The sequence below is a fragment of the Streptacidiphilus jeojiense genome (assembly GCF_000719095.1).
Taxonomy (GTDB): Bacteria; Actinomycetota; Actinomycetes; order Streptomycetales; family Streptomycetaceae; genus Streptacidiphilus; species Streptacidiphilus jeojiensis.
This window is the reverse complement of sequence record NZ_JOEH01000022.1, coordinates 40659-59106: the sequence shown is the minus strand read 5'-3', so window position 1 is coordinate 59106 and position 18448 is coordinate 40659. Positions and strand designations below refer to the sequence as shown.

Below are 18448 nucleotides of genomic sequence, written 5' to 3'. Positions count from 1 at the left end.
GACGGCTGACTCCACGTCAGCCGTCCGTCCGTCAGCCCCCATGTTCCACCCGCGCCGGGCCGCGTCATGCACCCCCACAACGCTCTGCGCATGTCGTGCTCACAGTCCGGCGCGGGTGTTCCCCCACAACCCATCTCCTCCAGGAGCCCTTTCATGCCAGAACGCGTCCCGTCCACCCCCCGCGCCGGAAGGCGAGGGATGAGGCGCGGCACCGCGCTCGCCACTGCGACGGTGCTGATAGCCGGTTCCGCCGCGCTCGCCACGACCGTCACCGGGGCCAGTGCCGCATCCACCAATCTGCTGACCAACGGCGACTTCGAGACCGGCAGCCTCAGCGGCTGGACCTGTTCGCTGGGCAGCGTGGTGACCTCGCCGGTGCACGCCGGCTCGTACTCGCTGCTCGGTGCGGCGTCCAGCTCGGACGACGCGCAGTGCACGCAGACCGTGACGGTGCTCCCCAACACCACGTACAGCCTGTCCGGCTACGTCGAGGGCGCCTACGTCTACCTCGGTGCCACCGGCACCGGCGTGACCGCGAGCAACTGGACGCCGAGCGCGACCAGTTGGCAGCAGCTGTCGACCTCGTTCACCACCGGTTCGGCGACCACCTCGGTGCAGGTGTACGTGCACGGCTGGTACGGGCAGGGCTCTTACCACGCCGACGACGTGACGCTGACCGGCCCGGGCGGGACCAGCACCAGCAGCCCCTCGGCCAGTGCGTCGGCCAGTGCTTCGGCTTCCGCCTCGGCGTCCGCCAGTGCCTCCTCCTCGCCGTCGGCGAGCGCCAGCCCGAGTGCCAGCGCGAGCGCCTCCGCGTCCGCCTCGGCCAGCGCCTCGGCGTCGCCGAGCAGCACCGCCACCACCGGCACCGGCAGCGGTCCGACCGGCGACGGCCTGGTGAGCACCCCGACCGGGGTCACCGCGAAGGTCACCAACACCGCGGTGACCCTCTCCTGGGCGGCGTCCACGGACAACTCCCAGACCGGGGACACCCCCGGCTACTACGTCTACTCGGGCTCCAACCTGGTGGCGACCTCGATGGGCACCTCGGTGACCGTCAGCTCGCTGCTGCCGAACACCGCCTACTCCTTCACCGTCCAGGGCTACGACAAGGACGGCCACTCCTCGGCGCAGTCCGGTGCGGTCTCGGCGACCACGGCCGGCGCGGCGACGGGTGCGATGAAGTCGGCGTACTTCGACCAGTGGTCGATCTACGGCAACGCCTACTACCCGAAGAACGTGGGGACCTCGGGCGCGGCGGCGAACACCAAGGTGATCACCTACGCGTTCGAGAACATCGACCCCACCGCGCACACCTGCTTCGAGGCGGTCAAGGCCAGCGACTCCACCAACGAGTCCGACGCCAGCGCGGGTGACGGTGCGGGCGACGCCTTCGCCGACTACCAGAAGTCCTACACCAGCGACATCAGCGTCGACGGTTCGTCGGACACCTGGTCGCAGCCGATCAAGGGCAACTTCAACCAGCTGCGGGAACTGAAGGCGAAGTACCCCAACCTGCGGTTCACCCTCTCCATCGGTGGCTGGACCTACTCCAAGTACTTCTCGGACGCGGCGGCCACCGACGCCTCCAGGAAGGCCTTCGTCTCCTCCTGCATCAACATGTTCATCAAGGGCAACCTGCCGACCGGTGTCTCCGGTGACGCCTCCGGCGGCACCGCCGCCATCGCGGGGCTGTTCGACGGCATCGACATCGACTGGGAGTACCCGGCCTCGGCGGGCGGCCACACCGGCAACCACACCTCGGCCGCCGACACCGCCAACTACACGGCGCTGCTGGCCGAGTTCCGCAGCGAGCTGGACGCCTACGGCGCGAGCATCGGCAAGCACTACCTGCTGACCGCGGCGCTGCCCAGCGGCCAGGACAAGATCGCGCTGATCCAGCCCGCGCAGATCGCCCAGTCCCTGGACTACGGCAACATCATGAGCTACGACATGCACGGTGCCTGGGAGTCGACGGGTCCGACCAACTTCCAGGACCCGATCCACGACACCTCCGCCGACCCGAGCGCGGTGATCGCGCCCGGGACCGAGAAGTACAACATCGACAACACCATCAAGGCGTACACCACCGGTTCCTCGGTGTACGGGATCACCGGCGGCTTCCCGGCGAGCAAGCTGGTGCTGGGCGTGCCGTTCTACTTCCGCGGCTGGACCGGGGTGCCGGCCGGCAGCAACTACGGCCTCTACCAGTCGGCGACCGGGGCCAGCCCGGCGCAGACCTACACCCAGCAGGCGGGCATCGCGGACTGGAAGGAGCTGGTGGCCAAGGGTGTGACCACCGGCAGCACCGTCCACTGGGACGCGACCACGCAGAGCTCCTGGATCTACGACGGCACCAACTTCTACACCGGCGACACCCCGCAGGCGATCACCGCGCGCGGCGCCTACGCCACGTCCAAGGGGCTGGGCGGCATCTTCGCCTTCTCCTTCGAGGGTGACGACGCCAGCGGCTCGCTGATCAACACGATGAACAGCTCCATGCAGTAGCCGAGCGGTTCGGCGCAGGGAGGGGCGGTGCACCCGGACGGGTGTGCCGCCCCTCGCCGTGTCCGGGGGCCCGAGTCGACCGGAGTGTCAGCCGATCTTGAGGTCGCGGATCAGCTTGGCGACGTGCCCGGTGGCCTTGACGTTGTAGAAGGCGTGCTCGACCTTGCCGGCCTCGTCCACGACGAAGGTGGAGCGGATCACGCCGGTGACGGTCTTCCCGTACATGGTCTTCTCGCCGAAGGCCCCGTAGGCCTTCAGTACCTCCTTCTCTGGGTCCGCCACCAGGGTGACCTTGAGGTGCTCCTTCTCGCGGAACTTGCCGAGCTTCTCGGGCTTGTCCGGGGAGACGCCGATCACGTCGTAGCCGGCGCTCGCGAGCAGGTCCAGGTTGTCGGTGAAGTCGCAGGCCTGCTTGGTGCAGCCGGGGGTGAGCGCGGCCGGGTAGAAGTAGACGACGACCTTGCGGCCGAGGTGGTCGGCCAGGGAGACCGGCTTGCCGTCGGCGTCCGGGAGGGTGAAGGCCGGGGCGGTGTCGCCGGCCTGCAGCTTGGTCTGCTGGTCCGTCATGGGTGCTCCTGCTGGTGCGTGACTCTTACGGGGGCGGGGAAGGTCGTGCCCAGAAGAACGTACCGCCCGGGTGCGACAGTGCGGCGGGAGACCGGGGTGCCGCTGCGCGCGGCGTGACGGGACCTGCCAAACTGTCCGTCAGGTGCACAGGTGGAGCGGGTAGCGGAGGAAGGTGGACTCGTGGGCGAGGTCGTCGGCACGAGGGGCAAGGACAGCGGCCCGGACGGGCGTTCCGCCGCGCAGATCGAGGCGGACATCATCCGGACCCGGAAGCAGCTGGCGGCGACGCTGGACGAGCTGGCCGTGGCGGTGCACCCGTCCACGATCGTGGGCAAGGCCAAGGCCGACGCCAAGGCGGTCGTGGACCGCACGGTGGGGCAGGCCTTCGTGGCGGCCAACCGGGGCGTCGAGCAGGTGCGGGCCCAGTTCGTGGACGAGAAGGGCAATCCGCGCAAGGAGCGGATCGTGCCGGTGGCGGCCGTCGCCGGGGCGGTCGTGGTGGGGCTGGTCCTGCTGCGCCGCCGCAAGTAGTTCCGGAGTCGACGGCCCCCGCGAGGGGGTGGCGCGGGGGAGTGGCGCGGGGTCGTCCGGTGGGGGTGGCGCCGCCGGTCCGACGGGGTGCGCCCGCGGGTCGGCCGCCGTCGGCGCGGCGGTGTACGGTCCTGGGGTGAGTGAATCGTCTGCCCCCGCGTCCGAATCCTTCGGAGAGAAGCTGCCCATCCGGATGCTGCACGACCGGGTGCTGGTCCGCACGGACGGCCCCGAGGGCGATCGCCGCTCCACCGGCGGCATCCTGATCCCGGCGACCGCCGAGCTGAGCAAGCGCTGCGCCTGGGCGAAGGTCGTCGCCATCGGTCAGAACGTGCGTTCGATCGAGCCCGGTGACCGGGTGCTCTACGACCCCGAGGACCGCTCCGAGGTCGAGGTCCGGGGCGAGCTGTATGTCCTCCTGCGGGAGCGCGACGTGCACGCGGTGGCAGCCGAGCGGGTGGGCGACGCGACCGGCTCCACCGGGCTCTACCTCTGACGGTCCATGACGAGGAGGGGGCCGGATGACTTCGTCGCTGCGTCTGGAAGCGGTCAACTCGGACAACGTCGGCGCTGCTTGCCGGTTGAGGGTGCAGCCTGACCAGGAGCATCTGGTGGACCCGGTCGCGTGGTCCCTCGCGGATGCCTATGTGAACCCTGCGACCACCTGGCCCCGGCTGATCTTCGACGCCGACGAGCTCGTGGGTTTCGTCATGGGCGAGTTCGACCCCCGGAGCCCGGTCGACGAGTTCCGCTGCCGAATCTGGCGCCTGAACATCGCGGCCGGCAAGCAGGGCCGGGGTTACGGACGCTTCGCGGTGGAGGCGGTGATCCAGGAGGCCCGCCGCCGCGGGCAACGTCGGCTGACGGTGTTGTGGGTGCCGGGCGAGAACAGCCCCGAACAGTTCTATCTGCGCCTCGGCTTCCGTGCGACCGGCCGGAGGAACCGCGGCAGGGTCGTGGGCGAGCTGCTACTCCCGGAGAACTGAGCATTCGTAGTGGACCAGGGGCGTCGCGGGGCCAGTTTCGGGTGAGCGTGCCGTGACCGGGTGGGTCTGGGGTGAGCCGGAGTCCAGGCGCAGCCCGCGCGTGGATCGGGGCGGGGGCGGATGATGGACGGACGGGGGAAAACCTCGCGGAGGTGACGCTGTGCGTCACGTACTTCCAGCAGTGCTCGTCGGCCTCGCAGCGGCCGTGGTCGCAGGCTGCTCGTCTTCGAGTCAACCAACTGCCGCGCCTTCTACTGCGGTCACCACCGTTTTCGCGACTCCGACGCAGAGCCTGACGCCGACCACGTCCGCGACGCCTCCCGCCGGTACCACCCCGTCCGGAGCGCCCACTCCCACTCCCACGCCTACCCCCACTCCAACGCCCCCGCCCCCGACCACCCAGGCCCCTGCCCCGGTCAACACGATGAGCGCCGTGGAGGTCGTGAACGCCTACTACGCCGCGATCAATGCGCGCGACTACCGCACCGCCTGGAACCTCGGTGGTGACAATCTCGACTCCAGTTACGGCGCATTCGTCAACGGCTTCGCCGGTACCGCCGGCGACACGCTCACGGTCACCGGGAGCCAGGGCGAGACCGTCTCCGTGCGTCTCGACGCGGTCCAGTCCGACGGATCGGATCAGGTCTACACGGGCACCTACACCGTGAGCGCCGGGCACATCACCGGAGCCCAGCTGGCCGCTTCGGGCGGTGGTGGCGGTGGTGGCGGCGGTGGTGGCGGCCAGCCGTCCTCACCCGCGCCGGCACCGAACGCGCCGATCCTGACGCCGAACGGCGGCTACTACCGTGCGGGGGAGTACTGCCCCGACGCCGACGCCGGGCTGACCACGGTGGACGTCCACGGCAACACGCTCACCTGCGGCCTGGAGTCAGGTCGCTACCACTGGCACTACTGACCCCGACGAGGCTGGGTCGTGCCGTGCCGCTCTGCTTCGGCTGGGCTATATCTGGTGCATGGACAACTTGGACTTCTCGGACAACCATGACTTCGAGGACGCCGACCGCGGGTTTCTGGACGCGCTGAGTCCGGGTGTGGTCAGGGCTGCGGACGGGCGGGTGGTCTGGGACAACGACGCGTACGGCTTCCTCGCCGGGGAGTGTCCGGAGACGGCCAACCCGAGCCTGTGGCGGCAGGGCCGGCTGGCGTCCCGTCAGGGCTTCTACCGGGTCACCGACGGCATCTACCAGGTGCGCGGGCTCGACCTGTCCAACATGACCCTGGTCGAGGGGGAGACCGGGGTCGTCGTCATCGACCCGCTGATCTCCGCCGAGACGGCGGCGGCCGCGCTTGAGCTGTACCGCAGGAACCGCGGCGACCGCCCGGTCACCGGGCTGATCTACACGCACTCCCACGCCGACCACTTCGGCGGTGCCCGCGGCGTCCTGCCGCACGGCCACGCCCCGGTCCCGGTGATCGCCCCGGCCGGGTTCCTGGAGCACTCGGTGGCCGAGAACGTCTACGCGGGCGGGGCGATGACCCGCAGGTCGGTCTACATGTACGGCGCCGAGCTGCCCAAGGCCCCGGACGGCCAGATCGGCGCTGGGCTGGGCCAGACCACATCGGTGGGCACGGTCACGCTGATCCCGCCGACGCTGGACATCACCCGGACGGGTCAGCAGGAGACGGTGGACGGGGTGCGGATCGTCTTCCACCTGACCCCGGGCACCGAGGCGCCCTCGGAGATGAACTTCCACTTCCCCGACCACCGGGCGCTGTGCATGGCCGAGAACGCCACCCACAACATGCACAACATCCTGACCCTGCGCGGCGCGGTGGTGCGCGACGCCCGGATCTGGGCGCACTACCTGGACGAGGCGATCACCCTGTTCGGCTCCGCGACCGACGTGGCCTTCGCCTCGCACCACTGGCCCACCTGGGGCACCGAGCGGATCACCGCGCTGCTGGCCTCGCAGCGCGACCTGTACGCCTATCTGCACGACCAGACCCTGCGGCTGCTCAACCAGGGGCTGACCGGCAGTGAGATCGCCGAGGAGCTGGAGCTGCCGCCGGGGCTGCAGGGCTGGGCCAACCGCGGCTACTACGGCTCCACCAGCCACAACGTCAAGGCGATCTACCAGCGCTACATGGGCTGGTTCGACGGCAACCCGGCGCATCTGTGGGAGCACCCCCCGGTCGAGCAGGCCAAGCGCTACATCGCCGTCGCCGGGGGCATCGAGAGCGCCGTGGCGCAGGGGCTGGCCTACGCCGAGGACGGTGACCTGCGGTTCGCCGCGACGCTGCTCAACCACGCGGTGTTCGCCCGGCCCGACCACACCGCGGCCCGCCAGGCGCTGGCCGCGGTCTACGACAGGCTCGGGTACGGCGCCGAGAACGGGCCCTGGCGGAACTTCTACCTGATGGGCGCCCGCGAGCTGCGCGACGGCGTGCCCCGCACCTCCATCGACCTGACCAACGCGGAGCTGGCCGGCGCCCTGACGGTGGACCAGCTCATCGACTCGCTGGCGGTGCGGGTCGACGGTCCCCGGGCCTGGGACACCGTCGCCGTCATCGACCTGGAGCTCACCGACGAGGGCCACACCTGGCGGCTGGAGCTGTCCAACGGCGCCCTGATCCACCGCAGCCGCCGCACCGGCACCCCGGCCCCGGGCGAGGCCGTCCCGGGGCTGACGCTGGCGCTGACCAAGCCGCAGCTGCTGGGTGTGCTGGCCGGCCGGGGCCTGGACGGCGTCGCGGTCACCGGGGACGTCGCCGTCCTGGGCCGGCTGCTCGCCCTGCTGGACAGCCCGGACCCCGACTTCGCCATCGTCACGCCCTGAGCATCGTCACGCCCTGACCATCGTCACGCCGTGAGCGCGGGAACCAGAGCTACTGGTTCCCGGCCCGGGTGGAGGCCGTGGCGAAGCTGGGCAGGCTGATGCCCGAGGGTGTCGCCCCGCCGGTACTGCTGGAGCTGGTGCCGGTGGAGGCGCTCGGGCTCGACCCGCTGCTGGACGCCGCGGTGCTGGGGGCGGTCGACGGGGAGAGGCTCGCCGCCGGGGTGGTGGACGCCGGGGCGACCGGGGCGGTGCTGCCGGCCGCCGGGGTGGTGGCCGGGGCGGTGGCACTGGCCGAGGCGGCCGGGCTGCTGTTGTCGACGATCGAGGTGTTCAGGTCGAACTGCTGGACCGGCTGGCCCTGCAGCGCCGAGGTCATGTAGTCGGTCCAGATCTGGGCCGGGAAGGACCCGCCGTTGACGCGGGTGACCCCGGCCGCGTCGCCCAGCGAGAGCCTGGCGTGGGTGGTGGAGTCCTCGGCGAACAGGCCGACCGAGGTGACCAGCTGCGGGGTGTAGCCGATGAACCAGGCCGACTTGTTGTCGTCGGTGGTGCCGGTCTTGCCGGCCGCGGGACGGTTCAGGTCGAGGGCCACGTAGCCGGTGCCGGTGGGGCTGACGACGCCCTCCAGGACCGAGGTGACGGCGTCGGCGGTGGTGCGGTCGAAGGCCACCGTGGTCTGGTGCGCGGGCAGCGCCCTGTTGGTGCCGTTGCGGCTGAGCGCCTGGACCGACCAGGGGGTGATCTGCTCCCCGTGGTTGTCGATGGTGGCGTAGGCGCCGGCCATCTCGACGGCGCTGGGGGTGGCCACGCCGAGGGCCAGGGCGGGGTTGCTCGCGCTCATGTCGGGGGTGTCGGCAGGCAGCCCGGCGGCGATGGCGGTCTTCCGGACGTTGTCCAGGCCGGCGTCGACGGCCTCCTGCGCGTACACCGAGTTGACCGACTTCTTCATGGCGTAGGTGAGGGTGATCTCGCCGTAGTCCTGGTCGTCCTCGTTGGGCGGGGCGTAGTGCTGGCCGGACGGCAGGCCCTGGACGCTGCGTCCGCTGGTGCCGTCGTAGTAGGTGTACGGGGTGATCGCCCGGCCGTCCTGGGTCTTGGCGTTGTTCTGCAGCCCGGCGGCCAGGTCGAAGGCCTTGAAGGTGGAGCCGACCTGGATGTCGGTGCGGGTGGCGTCGTTGAACTGCTGGGTGGCGTAGTCGGGTCCGCCGTACGCGGCGACCAGCTTGCCGGTGGTGGGGTCGACGGAGCCGGCGGCGGCGCGGACGTCCTTGGCCTTGGCGGTGTTCGGCAGCTGGTCGGTGAACTCCTTCTTCACGGCGGCGACCAGCAGGTCCTGGTTCTGCTTGACGAAGGTGGTGGTGATCTTCCAGCCGCCGGCGTTGAGCTGGGCCGCGGTGATGATGTCGTTGTCGTTGAGGTACTGGTCGGCGATGTCGATCAGGTAGCCGGCCTGCCCGCTGACGCCGGGGGTGGCGCCGGGCGCCTTGGTCTTGGGGAAGGTCATCGCGTTGCGGTCGCTCTGGCTGACCCAGCCGAGCTTGACCATGCCGTCCAGGACGTAGTTCCAGCGGGCCACGGCGGCGGCCTTGCCGGCCGTGGTGGCGGTGCCGACGTCGTAGGCGCTGGGTGCCTGCAGCAGGGCGGCCAGGTAGGCCGACTGCGGGACGTCCAGCTGGGCCGCGTTGATCCCGTAGTAGGCCTGGGCGGCGGCCTGGATGCCGTAGGCGTTGCGGCCGAAGTAGCTGGTGTTGAGGTAGCCGGCCATGATGTCGTTCTTGCTCTCGGTCTGGTCGACCTTGAGCGAGATGAAGAACTCCTTGACCTTGCGGGTGACCGTCTGGTCCTGGGTCAGGTAGTAGTTCTTGACGTACTGCTGGGTGATGGTGGATCCGCCCTGGAGGCCGTTGCCGGTGACGGTCTGCCAGGCGGCGCGGACGGTGCCCCGGATGCTGACGCCCTGGTTGGTGTAGAAGGTGCGGTCCTCGGCGGAGACCGCGGCGTGCTGCATGTTCAGGGCGATCTGGTCGATCGGCACCGAGATCCGGTTGGTCTCGCCGGTGCGGCCGAGCTCGGTCTTGCCGTCGGCGTAGTAGTAGACGTTGCTCTGCGCGGTGGCGGCGGCGTTGGGGTCGGGCACCTGGACCGTCATGTACATCACGACGAAGGCGCCGACCAGGAGCAGCAGCAGGCCGGCCAGCCCGCCAACGGCCATCCGCCAGGTGGGGATGGCCCGGCGCCACCAGGGCTTGGCCTTGCGGGCGGCCTTGCGGGCCTGCTTCTTGGCGCGGCGGCGGTCGAGGAAGCCGGCTCCCATGCCGCCGCCCTGGGCGCGGTCCTCGGCCTCCAGCGTGTCCGGGTCCATGGGATGGGCGGGACCGTCCGGGTCGTCGCCTCCGGCGGGGCCCCAGCCCTCTCCCTGAGGTCCCTTCGGGTCGCTGCTCATCCGCGTCCTGCTCCTTGTCCCTGGTCACGCGCGCGACGCGTGTCCGACTTTGTGCTCAATATCCTTAAGACGCGCTTTGCGCAGGATCTGGTTCCACACTGCCTTACCGGTCGGCCGGACGGCCGCCGACAGGCATGGATAGGGCCGTTTGTGGCGCGCCGGTACTCCGACTAATCGGAGACACCGGGTCGCGACGGTCGCTACGCTGGCCTGACAACCCCATATCGACGTGAAGCCCCTTGCGCGCACCCCCCGGGTGTCCGCGGAAGGGGCCTGTTTGGCGTTCCCGCACGCCGTGGTGGCAGTGGGCTGCGCCATGTCGACAAATCGACTACTGAAGGAAGGACACGCCTGTGGCCCAGTCACTCGCCCCGGCCCATCCCCCTGATCCGACCCCGTTCCGGACGTTCCGGACCCTCTCGGGCCGCCCCGGCGGCTCGCTGCGGCTGTACGCCGCGGTGGCCCGGGGCAGCTTCCGGCGCTACGCCGGGTACCGCGCCGCCACCTGGGCGGGCGTCTTCACCAACACCGTCTTCGGGTTCTTCATCGCCTACACCTACCAGGCGCTCTGGCAGATCCGTCCGCACCTGGGCGGCTACGACCTCAGCGCCGCGCTCACCTACGTCTGGCTGGGCCAGGCGCTGCTGATGCCGATCGCGGCGATGGGCGGCGGCGTCCAGGACGACATCGAGGCCAGGATCATCAACGGCGACATCGCCGTGGATCTCTACCGCCCGGTGGACCAGCAGCTGTGGTGGCTGTCGGCCGACCTCGGCCGGGCCGGGTACCACCTGCTCAGCCGGGGGATCGTGCCGCTGCTGGTCGGCGGCCTGTTCTTCCACCTGCGGATGCCGGCCGGGAGCCCGGCGGCCCAGGCGCTGACCTGGGCCGGGGCGACGGTCTCGGTCGCCCTCGCGGTGACCGTCAGCTTCCTGCTGCGCTACCTTGCCGCGCTGACCGGCTTCTGGCTGATGGACCCGCGCGGGGTGCGGCAGGTGACGGTGGTGCTGGGGATGTTCTTCTCCGGCTTCCTGCTGCCGCTGTCGCTGCTGCCGTCGACGCTGGCGGCGGTGGCGCAGCAGCTGCCCTGGGCGGCGATGGTGCAGATCCCGCTGGACGTGTTCCTGCAGCGCCGCACCGGTGCGGCGCTCGCGCAGGGGCTGCTGCTGCAGCTGGGCTGGGCCGGGCTGCTGCTGGGGGCCGGGCAGCTGCTCCAGCGCGCGGTGGTGCGGAAGGTGGTGGTGCAGGGTGGCTGAGTCGCTGAGCGTTCCGCCGCCCTGGTACGGGCGGACCCGGGAGGCGCTGCGTGCGTACCGGCTGGTCGCCGGGATGTGGCTGCGGGCCTCGCTGGCCTACCGGACCTCGTTCTGGATCACCACCGTCGGCAACGCGGTCACCTCGCTGCTGGACTTCGTGGTCATCGCGGTGATGTTCCAGCACACCACGACCCTGGGCGGCTGGACCCTGCCGCAGGTCGCCTTCCTGTACGGCACCTCCGGTCTGACGCTGGGTCTGGCCGACCTGCTGGTGGGCAGCCTGGACCAGCTGGGCCAGCGGGTCCGCGACGGCTCGGTGGACACGGTGCTGGTCCGTCCGGCCGCGGCGCTGGCGCAGCTGAGCGCGGACCGCTTCGCGCTGCGCCGGGCCGGTCGGGTGGTGCAGAACCTGCTGGTGCTGGGCTGGTCGCTGTGGGAGCTGCAGCTGGACTGGACCGGTCCCAAGCTGCTGGTGATGGCCGTGCTGGTGGTGTGCGGAACGGTGATCTTCGGGTCGGCCTTCGTCGCCGGCGCCGCCTTCCAGTTCTTCGCCACGGACGCCGCCGAGGTGCAGAACTCGGTGACCTACGGCGGGGCGACCATGCTCCAGTACCCGCCCTCGGTGTTCGCCCGCGACCTGGTGCGCGGCGCGGTCTACGGGATCCCGCTGGCGTTCGTGAACTGGCTGCCGGCGCTCTACCTGCTGGGCCTGCCGGATCCGATCGGGGTGCCCGGCTGGTTCCGCTTCGCCTCGCCGCTGGCCGCGCTGCTGTGCGCGGCGGCGGCCGGTCTGGCCTGGCGGGCCGGGATCCGCTCGTACCGCAGTACCGGAAGTTGACGATCCATCAGCACGTGGGACCACAGGGCTCCCTAGCGAGAGGAACCGACGGCATGGCAATCATCGAGGTCGAGGACGTGGCCAGGACCTTCACGGTACGGCGCAAGGTGGGGCGGCTGAAGCGGGAGCGCAGCGAGGTGCGGGCCGTGGACGGGCTCAGCTTCGAGGTCGCGGCGGGGGAGATGGTCGGTTACATCGGCCCCAACGGCGCGGGGAAGTCCACCACCATCAAGATGCTGACCGGGATCCTGGTCCCCAGCGAGGGGCGGCTGCGGGTGGCCGGCGCCGACCCCTCCCGGGAGCGGGTCCGGCTGGCCCGGCGGATCGGGGTGGTCTTCGGGCAGCGCACCACCCTGTGGTGGGACCTGCCGCTGCGCGACTCCTACGAGCTGGCGCGGCGGATCTACCGGATCGAGGACGCCCGCTACCGGCGCAACCTGGACCGCTGCATCGACCTGCTGGAACTCGGGCCGCTGCTGGACGTGCCGGTGCGTCAGCTGTCGCTGGGCCAGCGGATGCGCGGCGACATCGCGGCGGCGCTGCTGCACGACCCGGAGGTGCTCTACCTGGACGAGCCGACCATTGGCCTGGACGTGGTCAGCAAGAACCGGGTCCGCGAGTTCCTGGCCGAGATCAACGCGGAGTCGGGCACCACCGTGCTGCTCACCACGCACGACCTCACCGACATCGAGCGGCTGTGCTCGCGGGTGATGGTGATCGACCACGGCCGGGTGGTCTACGACGGCGGCCTGGAGGGGCTGCACAACGTCGGCGGCAGCGAGCGGACCCTGGTGGTCGACCTGGCCGCCCCGGAACCGGACCCCATCAGCATCCCCGGCGCCCGCGTGGTCCGGATGGAGGGCCCGCGCCAGTGGCTCGCCTTCCCGGCCACCGACAGCGCGGCCCCGCTGGTGGCGGCCATCGCGGCCCGCTACCCCCTGGTCGACCTGTCGGTGAAGGAACCGGCCATCGAGGACGTCATCGCCCGGATGTACGGCGGCGGCACGACGGAGGGGGAACGCAGCCTGGAGGGTTCGGTCGCCGGGGCGTGATCGGGACCGCAGCCTGTTGAAGCGGCTCCACTCCTTGTATTGGTCTGGACCAAATGGGACCATCGGGAGATGATCAGGGGGAGGGTCGCCGCTGCGGCGGGTGTCGGGGTGGTGCTGTTGCTGGCCGGGTGCTCGTCGGGCGGGGGGACGTCCGGGGCGCCCGACCCGGGTGCCGCGGGCGGGAGTTCGCGGTCGGCGACGGCCGTGGCGACGGGGGCGGCGACGGGGGCGACCGGGGCGGTGTCGGCGCCGGCCGGCTCCGCGCCGGTGGCGCTGGTGCCGCTGCCCTCGCAGGTCAGTGCTGTCAGTGGTCCCGGTTATGTTCTGACGGCGGGGACCGTGGTGCGTGGGGAAGGCGGGTCGGCGGCGCGTGCTGTGGCCGCCGACCTGGCCGCGCTGCTGCGGCCGGTGACCGGGCTCGCGCTGCCCGTGGAGGGGACGGGCAGCGCGAGCGGTCTGGTGCTGCGGCTGGACGCCGGCGCCGGGACCGGGGCCGAGGGCTACCGGCTGGACTCCGGGCCGGGCGGGGTGATGATCACGGCGGCCACCGGGGCCGGGCTGTTCCACGGGGTGCAGACGCTGCGTCAGCTGGTGCCGGCCAAGGGCGCCGGGACGGTGCCGGCGGTACGGATCAGCGACCAGCCCCGCTACGGCTGGCGCAGCGGCAGTCTGGACGTCGCCCGGCACTTCTTCCCGGTCGCGGACGTCGAGGCCTACGTCGACCTGCTGGCGCAGTACAAGTTCAACGTTCTGCACCTGCATCTGACGGACGACCAGGGCTGGCGGATCGCCGTCCCCGGGCTGCCCGCGCTGACCGGGATCGGGGCGTCGACGCAGACCGGCGGGGGTGCGGGCGGCTACTACACGGCCGCCGACTACCGGGCGATCGTGGCCTACGCCGCCGCCCGCTACATCACCGTGGTGCCCGAGGTGGACCTGCCCGGGCACACCAACGCGGCGCTGACGGCCTATCCGGACCTGGCCTGCGCCGGGGACGCCCCGGCCAAGCCGTACACCGGGGTCGACGTCGGGTTCAGCCGGATCTGCACCGGCAAGGAGTCGACCTACACCTTTGTCGACCGGGTGGTCGGCGCACTGGCCGCGCTGACGCCCGGTCCGTACCTCGGCATCGGCGGGGACGAGGCCGACACCCTGTCAGCCGCCGACTACGACACCTTCATGGCCCGGGCCGCGGGCATCGTCCGGGCGCACGGCAAGCAGCCGCTGGCCTGGGACGAGGCGTCCGGCGCGGGGAAGGACGCCCCCGGGCTGCTCGGGGTCTGGCACCCGCTGAGCCAGGAGCCGCCCGGGCTGGCGCAGCAGCTGGTGGCCGCGGCGCAGCGGGGCGCCAAGCTGGTGATGGAGCCCGCGGACCGGGCCTACCTGGACCAGAAGTACGACCAGCGGACCCCGATCGGCAGCTCCTGGGCGGGCTACCTGAGCGTGGAGCGGTCCTACGACTGGAATCCGGACAGCTATCTGACGGGCCTTCCGGCCGGCTCGGTGGCCGGGGTCGAGGCCCCGATCTGGACCGAGACCATCGGCACCGTGCAGAACCTGGAGTACATGCTGCTGCCCAGGCTCCCGGCCCTGGCCGAGGTCGCCTGGACGCCGCAGGCCCGGCGGAGCTGGGGGGACTTCCGGCAGCGGTTGGCGGCCCAGCTGCCGCGCTGGCAGCAGCAGGGGCTGTCGTACCTGGAGGCGGACGGAGTGCCCTGGGGCGGGTGACCGGGGCGGGGGGCTCTGGGGGCGGGCGCTGGGACAGGTCGGGGTCGAGTCAGGGATGAGTCAGGGACGGAGTCATCCGTGGTCACCCGGTGACTTCGATCGTGCGGAGGGCAGACTGGAGACGTGCTCCAGCTTTCCGGGGAGCGACCCCCCGTACCCCACGGGACCCCCAGTTGGCGGGGCAGCGCCGACCGGACCCGGCCAGGAGAAGTTGAATGAAGCCAGTCGAGGAAGCCGACGTCGTCCGCACGGGCGAAGCGACGGGGACGGGTGCGGCGCCGACCGGGGCCACCGCCTCGGCGGTCGCCGTGCCGGTCGGGCCGGCCGGTGGGCCGATGGGGGTGCGCTACACCGCCTCCGACGCCGCCAAGCAGCGCGGTGTGCGACGGATGAAGGCCATCGCCACCGGCTTCCTGGTGGCGGCCACCATCGTCTACATCCTGACCAGCTGGGCGATCCACTCCGGGGCCGGCTCCTGGGCCGGCTACGTCCAGGCGGCGGCCGAGGCCGGGATGGTCGGCGCGCTCGCCGACTGGTTCGCGGTCACCGCGCTGTTCCGCCATCCGCTCGGGCTGCCCATCCCGCACACCGCGATCATCCCCACCAAGAAGGACGTGTTCGGGCGCAGCCTGGGCCAGTTCGTCGGCGAGAACTTCCTCTCGGTGGAGGTGGTCCGCGGCCGACTGCGCGGACTGGGCGTGGGACGCAGGCTCGGCGAGTGGCTGTCGGCGCCCGGCAGCGCCGAGCGGGTCACCAGGGAGGCGTCCGCCGCGCTGCGCGGGGCGCTGGCGGTGCTGCGCGACGAGGACGTGCAGGCGGTGGTGGGCGAGGCGGTGACCCGGCGGGCCGCGGCGCAGCCGATCGCCCAGCCGATAGGCGCGATGCTCGCCCGGATCCTGGCCGAGGGCGGCCACAAGGGCGTGGTGGACCTGTGCGTGGTGCGGGCCCACGACTGGCTGGAGGAGCACAGCGACCAGGTGATCCGGACCATCTCCGAGGAGGCTCCGGGCTGGACGCCCAAGTTCATCGACAACAAGATCGGCGTCCGGGTCTACCGCGAGCTGCTGCGCTTCGCGGTGGACGTGCGCGACGACCCGAACCACGCGGCGCGCGGGGCGGTCGACAGCTTCCTGGAGGACTTCGCCAAGGAACTGCGCACCGACCCGGACACCATCGCCCGGGTCGAGCGGGCCAAGGCCGACCTGCTGGCCCGCTCCGAGGTGCAGGACCTGATCGCCTCGGCCTGGGCCGCGATCCGGGCCATGGTGCTGGAGGCCGCCGAGGACGAGGACAGCCAGCTGCGGATCCGGATCCGCGACGGCATCCGCAGCTTCGGCCGGCGGCTGGCGACGGACCCGAAGATGCAGGCCAAGCTGGACGGCTGGCTGGAGGACGCCGCCGAGTACGTGGTCGACACCTACCGCGGCGAGATCACCTCGATCATCTCCGACACCGTCGCCGGCTGGGACGCCGACGAGGCCTCCCGCAAGATCGAGGCCAATGTCGGCCGCGACCTGCAGTTCATCCGGATCAACGGCACGGTCGTCGGCGCGGCCGCCGGACTGCTAATCCACACCGTGTCCGTGCTGGTCTGAGGCCGGGCTGAGGCCGGGCTGAGGCTGGTCCGAGTGCCGTCGTGAGAAGGTGACGGGGACCGGATCAGGCTGAAGGCGCGAGGCGAAGGAGCACGGCAGTGGCGGGGACAGGGATCGAGGCGTTCGTGGCCGGGCTGCCCAAGGCGGAGCTGCATGTGCACCATGTGGGCTCGGCCTCGCCGGCCGTGGTGGCCGCTCTGGCGGCCCGGTACGAGGGCCGGACGGCGGTGCCGACCGACCCGGAGGCGCTGGCCAAGTACTTCGAGTTCACCGACTTCGCGCACTTCATCCAGGTGTACCTGTCGGTCGTGGACCTGATCAGGGACGCCGAGGACGTGCGTTCGCTGACCTACGGGGTGGCCGAGGAGCTGGCCCGGCGCAACGTCCGCTACGCGGAGCTGACGGTCACTCCGTACAGCTCGGTGCGGCGCGGCATCCCGGGCGAGGCGTTCATGGAGGCCATCGAGGACGCCCGCAAGGCGGCCGAGGCCGAGCTCGGCCTGGTGCTGCGCTGGTGCTTCGACATCCCCGGCGAGGCCGGCGTCGAGTCCGCCGAGATCACCGAGCGGCTGGCGCTGGACCTGCGGCCGGAGGGGCTGGTCAGCTTCGGCCTGGGCGGCCCGGAGATCGGGGTGCCGCGGCCGCAGTTCCAGCCGTACTTCGACCGGGCCCGTGCGGCCGGGCTGCACAGCGTCCCGCACGCCGGCGAGGCCACCGGGCCGGAGACGGTCTGGGACGCGCTGCGCTTCCTCGGCGCCGAGCGGATCGGCCACGGCACCTCGTCGATGCAGGACCCGCGGCTGGTGGACCACCTGGGCGAGCACCAGATCCCGCTGGAGGTCTGCCCGACCTCCAACATCGCCACCCGGGTGGTAGAGCGGATCGAGGACCACCCGATCAAGCAGATGGTCGAGGCGGGCCTGTTCGTCACCGTCAACAGCGACGACCCGCCGATGTTCGGCACCGACATCGACCACGAGTACGCCGTCGCGGCCGGGCTGCTCGGGCTGGACGAGGCCGGGGTGGCCGAGCTGGCCCGGCAGGCCGTCCGGGCCTCGTTCCTGGACGGAGCGGGCAAGCGTGCGCTGATCGGGGAGATCGACGGGTACCTGGCGGGGTGGCCGCAGCGGGGGTAGCCTGCCGTGAGCTGAGCTGACGGGTCGTCAGTTTGCGTGCGGGAGGCAGCGTGCGGGGCGGAGCGGCGCGGGAGGGCGGGGCGCGGGCAGGCGAGGCGCGGGCAGGCGGAGCGCGGGAGAGCTGGACGCGGGAAGAGCGGGCTCGGGAGGACGGAGCCCGGGAAGCCGGGGCTCGGGACGGCGGAGCCCGGGACGGCAGGGCGCGCGGCGGGGCGCTGCGGCGGCTGTTGATCGGGTTCGGCGAGTTGGCGATCACCTTCGGCCTGGTGGTGGTGCTGCTCGCGGCCTACGAGCTGTGGTGGACCAACCAGTCCGCCGACGCCAGCGCCCGCTCCGCCGTCGCCGGTCTGGAACGGCAGTGGCAGGCGGACGCCCGGGCCAGGGCCTCCGCCTCGGCCGCCGCCGGGCCCGCCACCTCGGGGTCCGGGTCCGCGTCCGGCTCCGGGTCCGGATCCAAGGGCGCGGCGGCTCCGGCCAAGCCGGCCCCGCTGCAGGTCGGCGGCGCCAGCGGGAGCGGTATCGACAGCATGAGCCGCGACCTCAGCGCCTTCGCGGTGCTCCGCATCCCCTCGCTGGGCGTCGTCTTCCCGGTCGCCGAGGGCGTCGACAAGTACGCCGTGCTCAACCACGGCTACATCGGCCACTACCCGGGCACGGCGATGCCCGGGCAGCCGGGCAACTTCGCGGTCGCCGGGCACCGCAACACCCACGGCGAGCCGTTCCGCCACCTCGAACGGCTGAGCGTCGGCGACTCGGTGATCGTCGAGACCGAGGGCTGGACCTACTTCTACCGGATCGACTCGATCCTGCCGGAGACCTCGCAGAGCGACGTGGACACCATCGCCGCGGTGCCGCACAGCTCGCTGCACCCCGGCTCGCGCTACGGCTACACCGTCCCGGGCCGCTATCTGACGCTGACCACCTGCACCCCGGCGTTCACCTCGCTGTACCGGATGATCGCCTGGGGCCACCTGGTGGGCCAGCAGGCGCGGACCGGGTAGCCACCGCGG

Annotated in this window: 15 protein-coding genes; 13 read left to right on the top strand and 2 right to left on the bottom strand. The window is 71.7% G+C overall.

What is annotated here, in order from left to right; all coding sequences use genetic code 11:
* Positions 1–198 precede the first annotated feature (198 nt).
* Positions 199–2508 carry a glycosyl hydrolase family 18 protein gene (locus IF29_RS0127840; RefSeq protein WP_157623959.1) on the top strand — a complete coding sequence of 770 codons (2310 nt, stop codon included), beginning with the start codon at positions 199–201 and terminating at the stop codon, positions 2506–2508.
* Positions 2509–2595: 87 nt separating this feature from the next.
* Here IF29_RS0127840 and bcp read toward each other — a convergent pair whose 3' ends face one another.
* Positions 2596–3075: a thioredoxin-dependent thiol peroxidase gene (gene bcp / locus IF29_RS0127835; RefSeq protein ID WP_030260472.1), complete on the bottom strand. Its 480-nt coding sequence runs from the start codon at positions 3073–3075 to the stop codon at positions 2596–2598.
* 180 nt (positions 3076–3255) lie between these two features.
* On the opposite strand from bcp, the gene IF29_RS0127830 reads away from it, so the two are divergent.
* The 5 genes from IF29_RS0127830 (at position 3256) to IF29_RS0127810 (ending at position 7390) form a co-directional block, all read left to right on the top strand.
* Entirely contained in the window at positions 3256–3606 is a 351-nt protein-coding gene (locus tag IF29_RS0127830) for a DUF3618 domain-containing protein (protein ID WP_051726101.1), read from the top strand.
* 193 nt (positions 3607–3799) lie between these two features.
* Positions 3800–4102, top strand: a complete 303-nt coding sequence (locus IF29_RS0127825; protein ID WP_084715071.1) for a GroES family chaperonin — start codon at positions 3800–3802, stop codon at positions 4100–4102.
* Between the two features lie 25 nt (positions 4103–4127).
* The gene (locus IF29_RS0127820) at positions 4128–4592 is read left to right on the top strand and encodes a GNAT family N-acetyltransferase (RefSeq protein ID WP_030260465.1); all 465 of its coding nucleotides are present in this window, start codon (positions 4128–4130) and stop codon (positions 4590–4592) included.
* Between the two features lie 424 nt (positions 4593–5016).
* On the top strand, positions 5017–5508 hold the full coding sequence (locus tag IF29_RS43910; protein WP_051726099.1) for a hypothetical protein: 492 nt from the start codon (positions 5017–5019) through the stop codon (positions 5506–5508).
* A 58-nt stretch (positions 5509–5566) separates the two neighbouring features.
* A complete protein-coding gene (locus IF29_RS0127810; RefSeq protein ID WP_030260461.1) occupies positions 5567–7390 on the top strand; it encodes an alkyl/aryl-sulfatase in 1824 nt (607 codons plus the stop codon).
* A gap of 49 nt (positions 7391–7439) precedes the next feature.
* Here IF29_RS0127810 and IF29_RS0127805 read toward each other — a convergent pair whose 3' ends face one another.
* Positions 7440–9833 (bottom strand): transglycosylase domain-containing protein, encoded by a 2394-nt coding sequence (locus tag IF29_RS0127805; RefSeq protein WP_051726098.1) that lies wholly within the window; start codon positions 9831–9833, stop codon positions 7440–7442.
* A 440-nt stretch (positions 9834–10273) separates the two neighbouring features.
* Here IF29_RS0127805 and IF29_RS0127800 point away from each other — a divergent pair, with 440 nt between their 5' ends.
* The 7 genes from IF29_RS0127800 to IF29_RS0127770 all read left to right on the top strand — a co-directional run bounded on the left by IF29_RS0127800 (position 10274) and on the right by IF29_RS0127770 (position 18439).
* Positions 10274–11089, top strand: coding sequence for an ABC transporter permease (locus tag IF29_RS0127800; protein WP_030260458.1), 816 nt, complete (start codon positions 10274–10276; stop codon positions 11087–11089).
* The gene (locus IF29_RS0127795) at positions 11082–11927 is read left to right on the top strand and encodes an ABC transporter permease (RefSeq protein ID WP_380520428.1); all 846 of its coding nucleotides are present in this window, start codon (positions 11082–11084) and stop codon (positions 11925–11927) included. The genes IF29_RS0127800 and IF29_RS0127795 overlap by 8 nt, the downstream gene beginning before the upstream one ends.
* Before the next feature lie 53 nt (positions 11928–11980).
* The gene (locus tag IF29_RS0127790) at positions 11981–12979 is read left to right on the top strand and encodes an ABC transporter ATP-binding protein (protein ID WP_030260453.1); all 999 of its coding nucleotides are present in this window, start codon (positions 11981–11983) and stop codon (positions 12977–12979) included.
* A gap of 69 nt (positions 12980–13048) precedes the next feature.
* The gene (locus IF29_RS0127785) at positions 13049–14707 is read left to right on the top strand and encodes a beta-N-acetylhexosaminidase (RefSeq protein ID WP_084715069.1); all 1659 of its coding nucleotides are present in this window, start codon (positions 13049–13051) and stop codon (positions 14705–14707) included.
* Positions 14708–14922: 215 nt separating this feature from the next.
* Positions 14923–16302 (top strand): DUF445 domain-containing protein, encoded by a 1380-nt coding sequence (locus tag IF29_RS0127780; RefSeq protein WP_030260448.1) that lies wholly within the window; start codon positions 14923–14925, stop codon positions 16300–16302.
* Positions 16303–16400: 98 nt separating this feature from the next.
* On the top strand, positions 16401–17438 hold the full coding sequence (locus IF29_RS0127775) for an adenosine deaminase (protein WP_198037579.1): 1038 nt from the start codon (positions 16401–16403) through the stop codon (positions 17436–17438).
* 50 nt (positions 17439–17488) lie between these two features.
* A complete protein-coding gene (locus tag IF29_RS0127770) occupies positions 17489–18439 on the top strand; it encodes a class E sortase (RefSeq protein ID WP_232242529.1) in 951 nt (316 codons plus the stop codon).
* Positions 18440–18448 lie beyond the last annotated feature (9 nt).

Bases quoted from the DNA above. Each gene is read 5' to 3' on its own strand.
- IF29_RS0127840 (WP_157623959.1), top strand. From the start codon at position 199: ATGAGGCGCGGCACCGCGCTCGCCACTGCGACGGTGCTGATAGCCGGT.
- bcp (WP_030260472.1), bottom strand. From the start codon at position 3,075: ATGACGGACCAGCAGACCAAGCTGCAGGCCGGCGACACCGCCCCGGCC.
- IF29_RS0127825 (WP_084715071.1), top strand. From the start codon at position 3,800: ATGCTGCACGACCGGGTGCTGGTCCGCACGGACGGCCCCGAGGGCGAT.
- IF29_RS0127820 (WP_030260465.1), top strand. From the start codon at position 4,128: ATGACTTCGTCGCTGCGTCTGGAAGCGGTCAACTCGGACAACGTCGGC.
- IF29_RS43910 (WP_051726099.1), top strand. From the start codon at position 5,017: ATGAGCGCCGTGGAGGTCGTGAACGCCTACTACGCCGCGATCAATGCG.
- IF29_RS0127810 (WP_030260461.1), top strand. From the start codon at position 5,567: ATGGACAACTTGGACTTCTCGGACAACCATGACTTCGAGGACGCCGAC.
- IF29_RS0127805 (WP_051726098.1), bottom strand. From the start codon at position 9,833: ATGAGCAGCGACCCGAAGGGACCTCAGGGAGAGGGCTGGGGCCCCGCC.
- IF29_RS0127790 (WP_030260453.1), top strand. From the start codon at position 11,981: ATGGCAATCATCGAGGTCGAGGACGTGGCCAGGACCTTCACGGTACGG.
- IF29_RS0127785 (WP_084715069.1), top strand. From the start codon at position 13,049: ATGATCAGGGGGAGGGTCGCCGCTGCGGCGGGTGTCGGGGTGGTGCTG.
- IF29_RS0127780 (WP_030260448.1), top strand. From the start codon at position 14,923: ATGAAGCCAGTCGAGGAAGCCGACGTCGTCCGCACGGGCGAAGCGACG.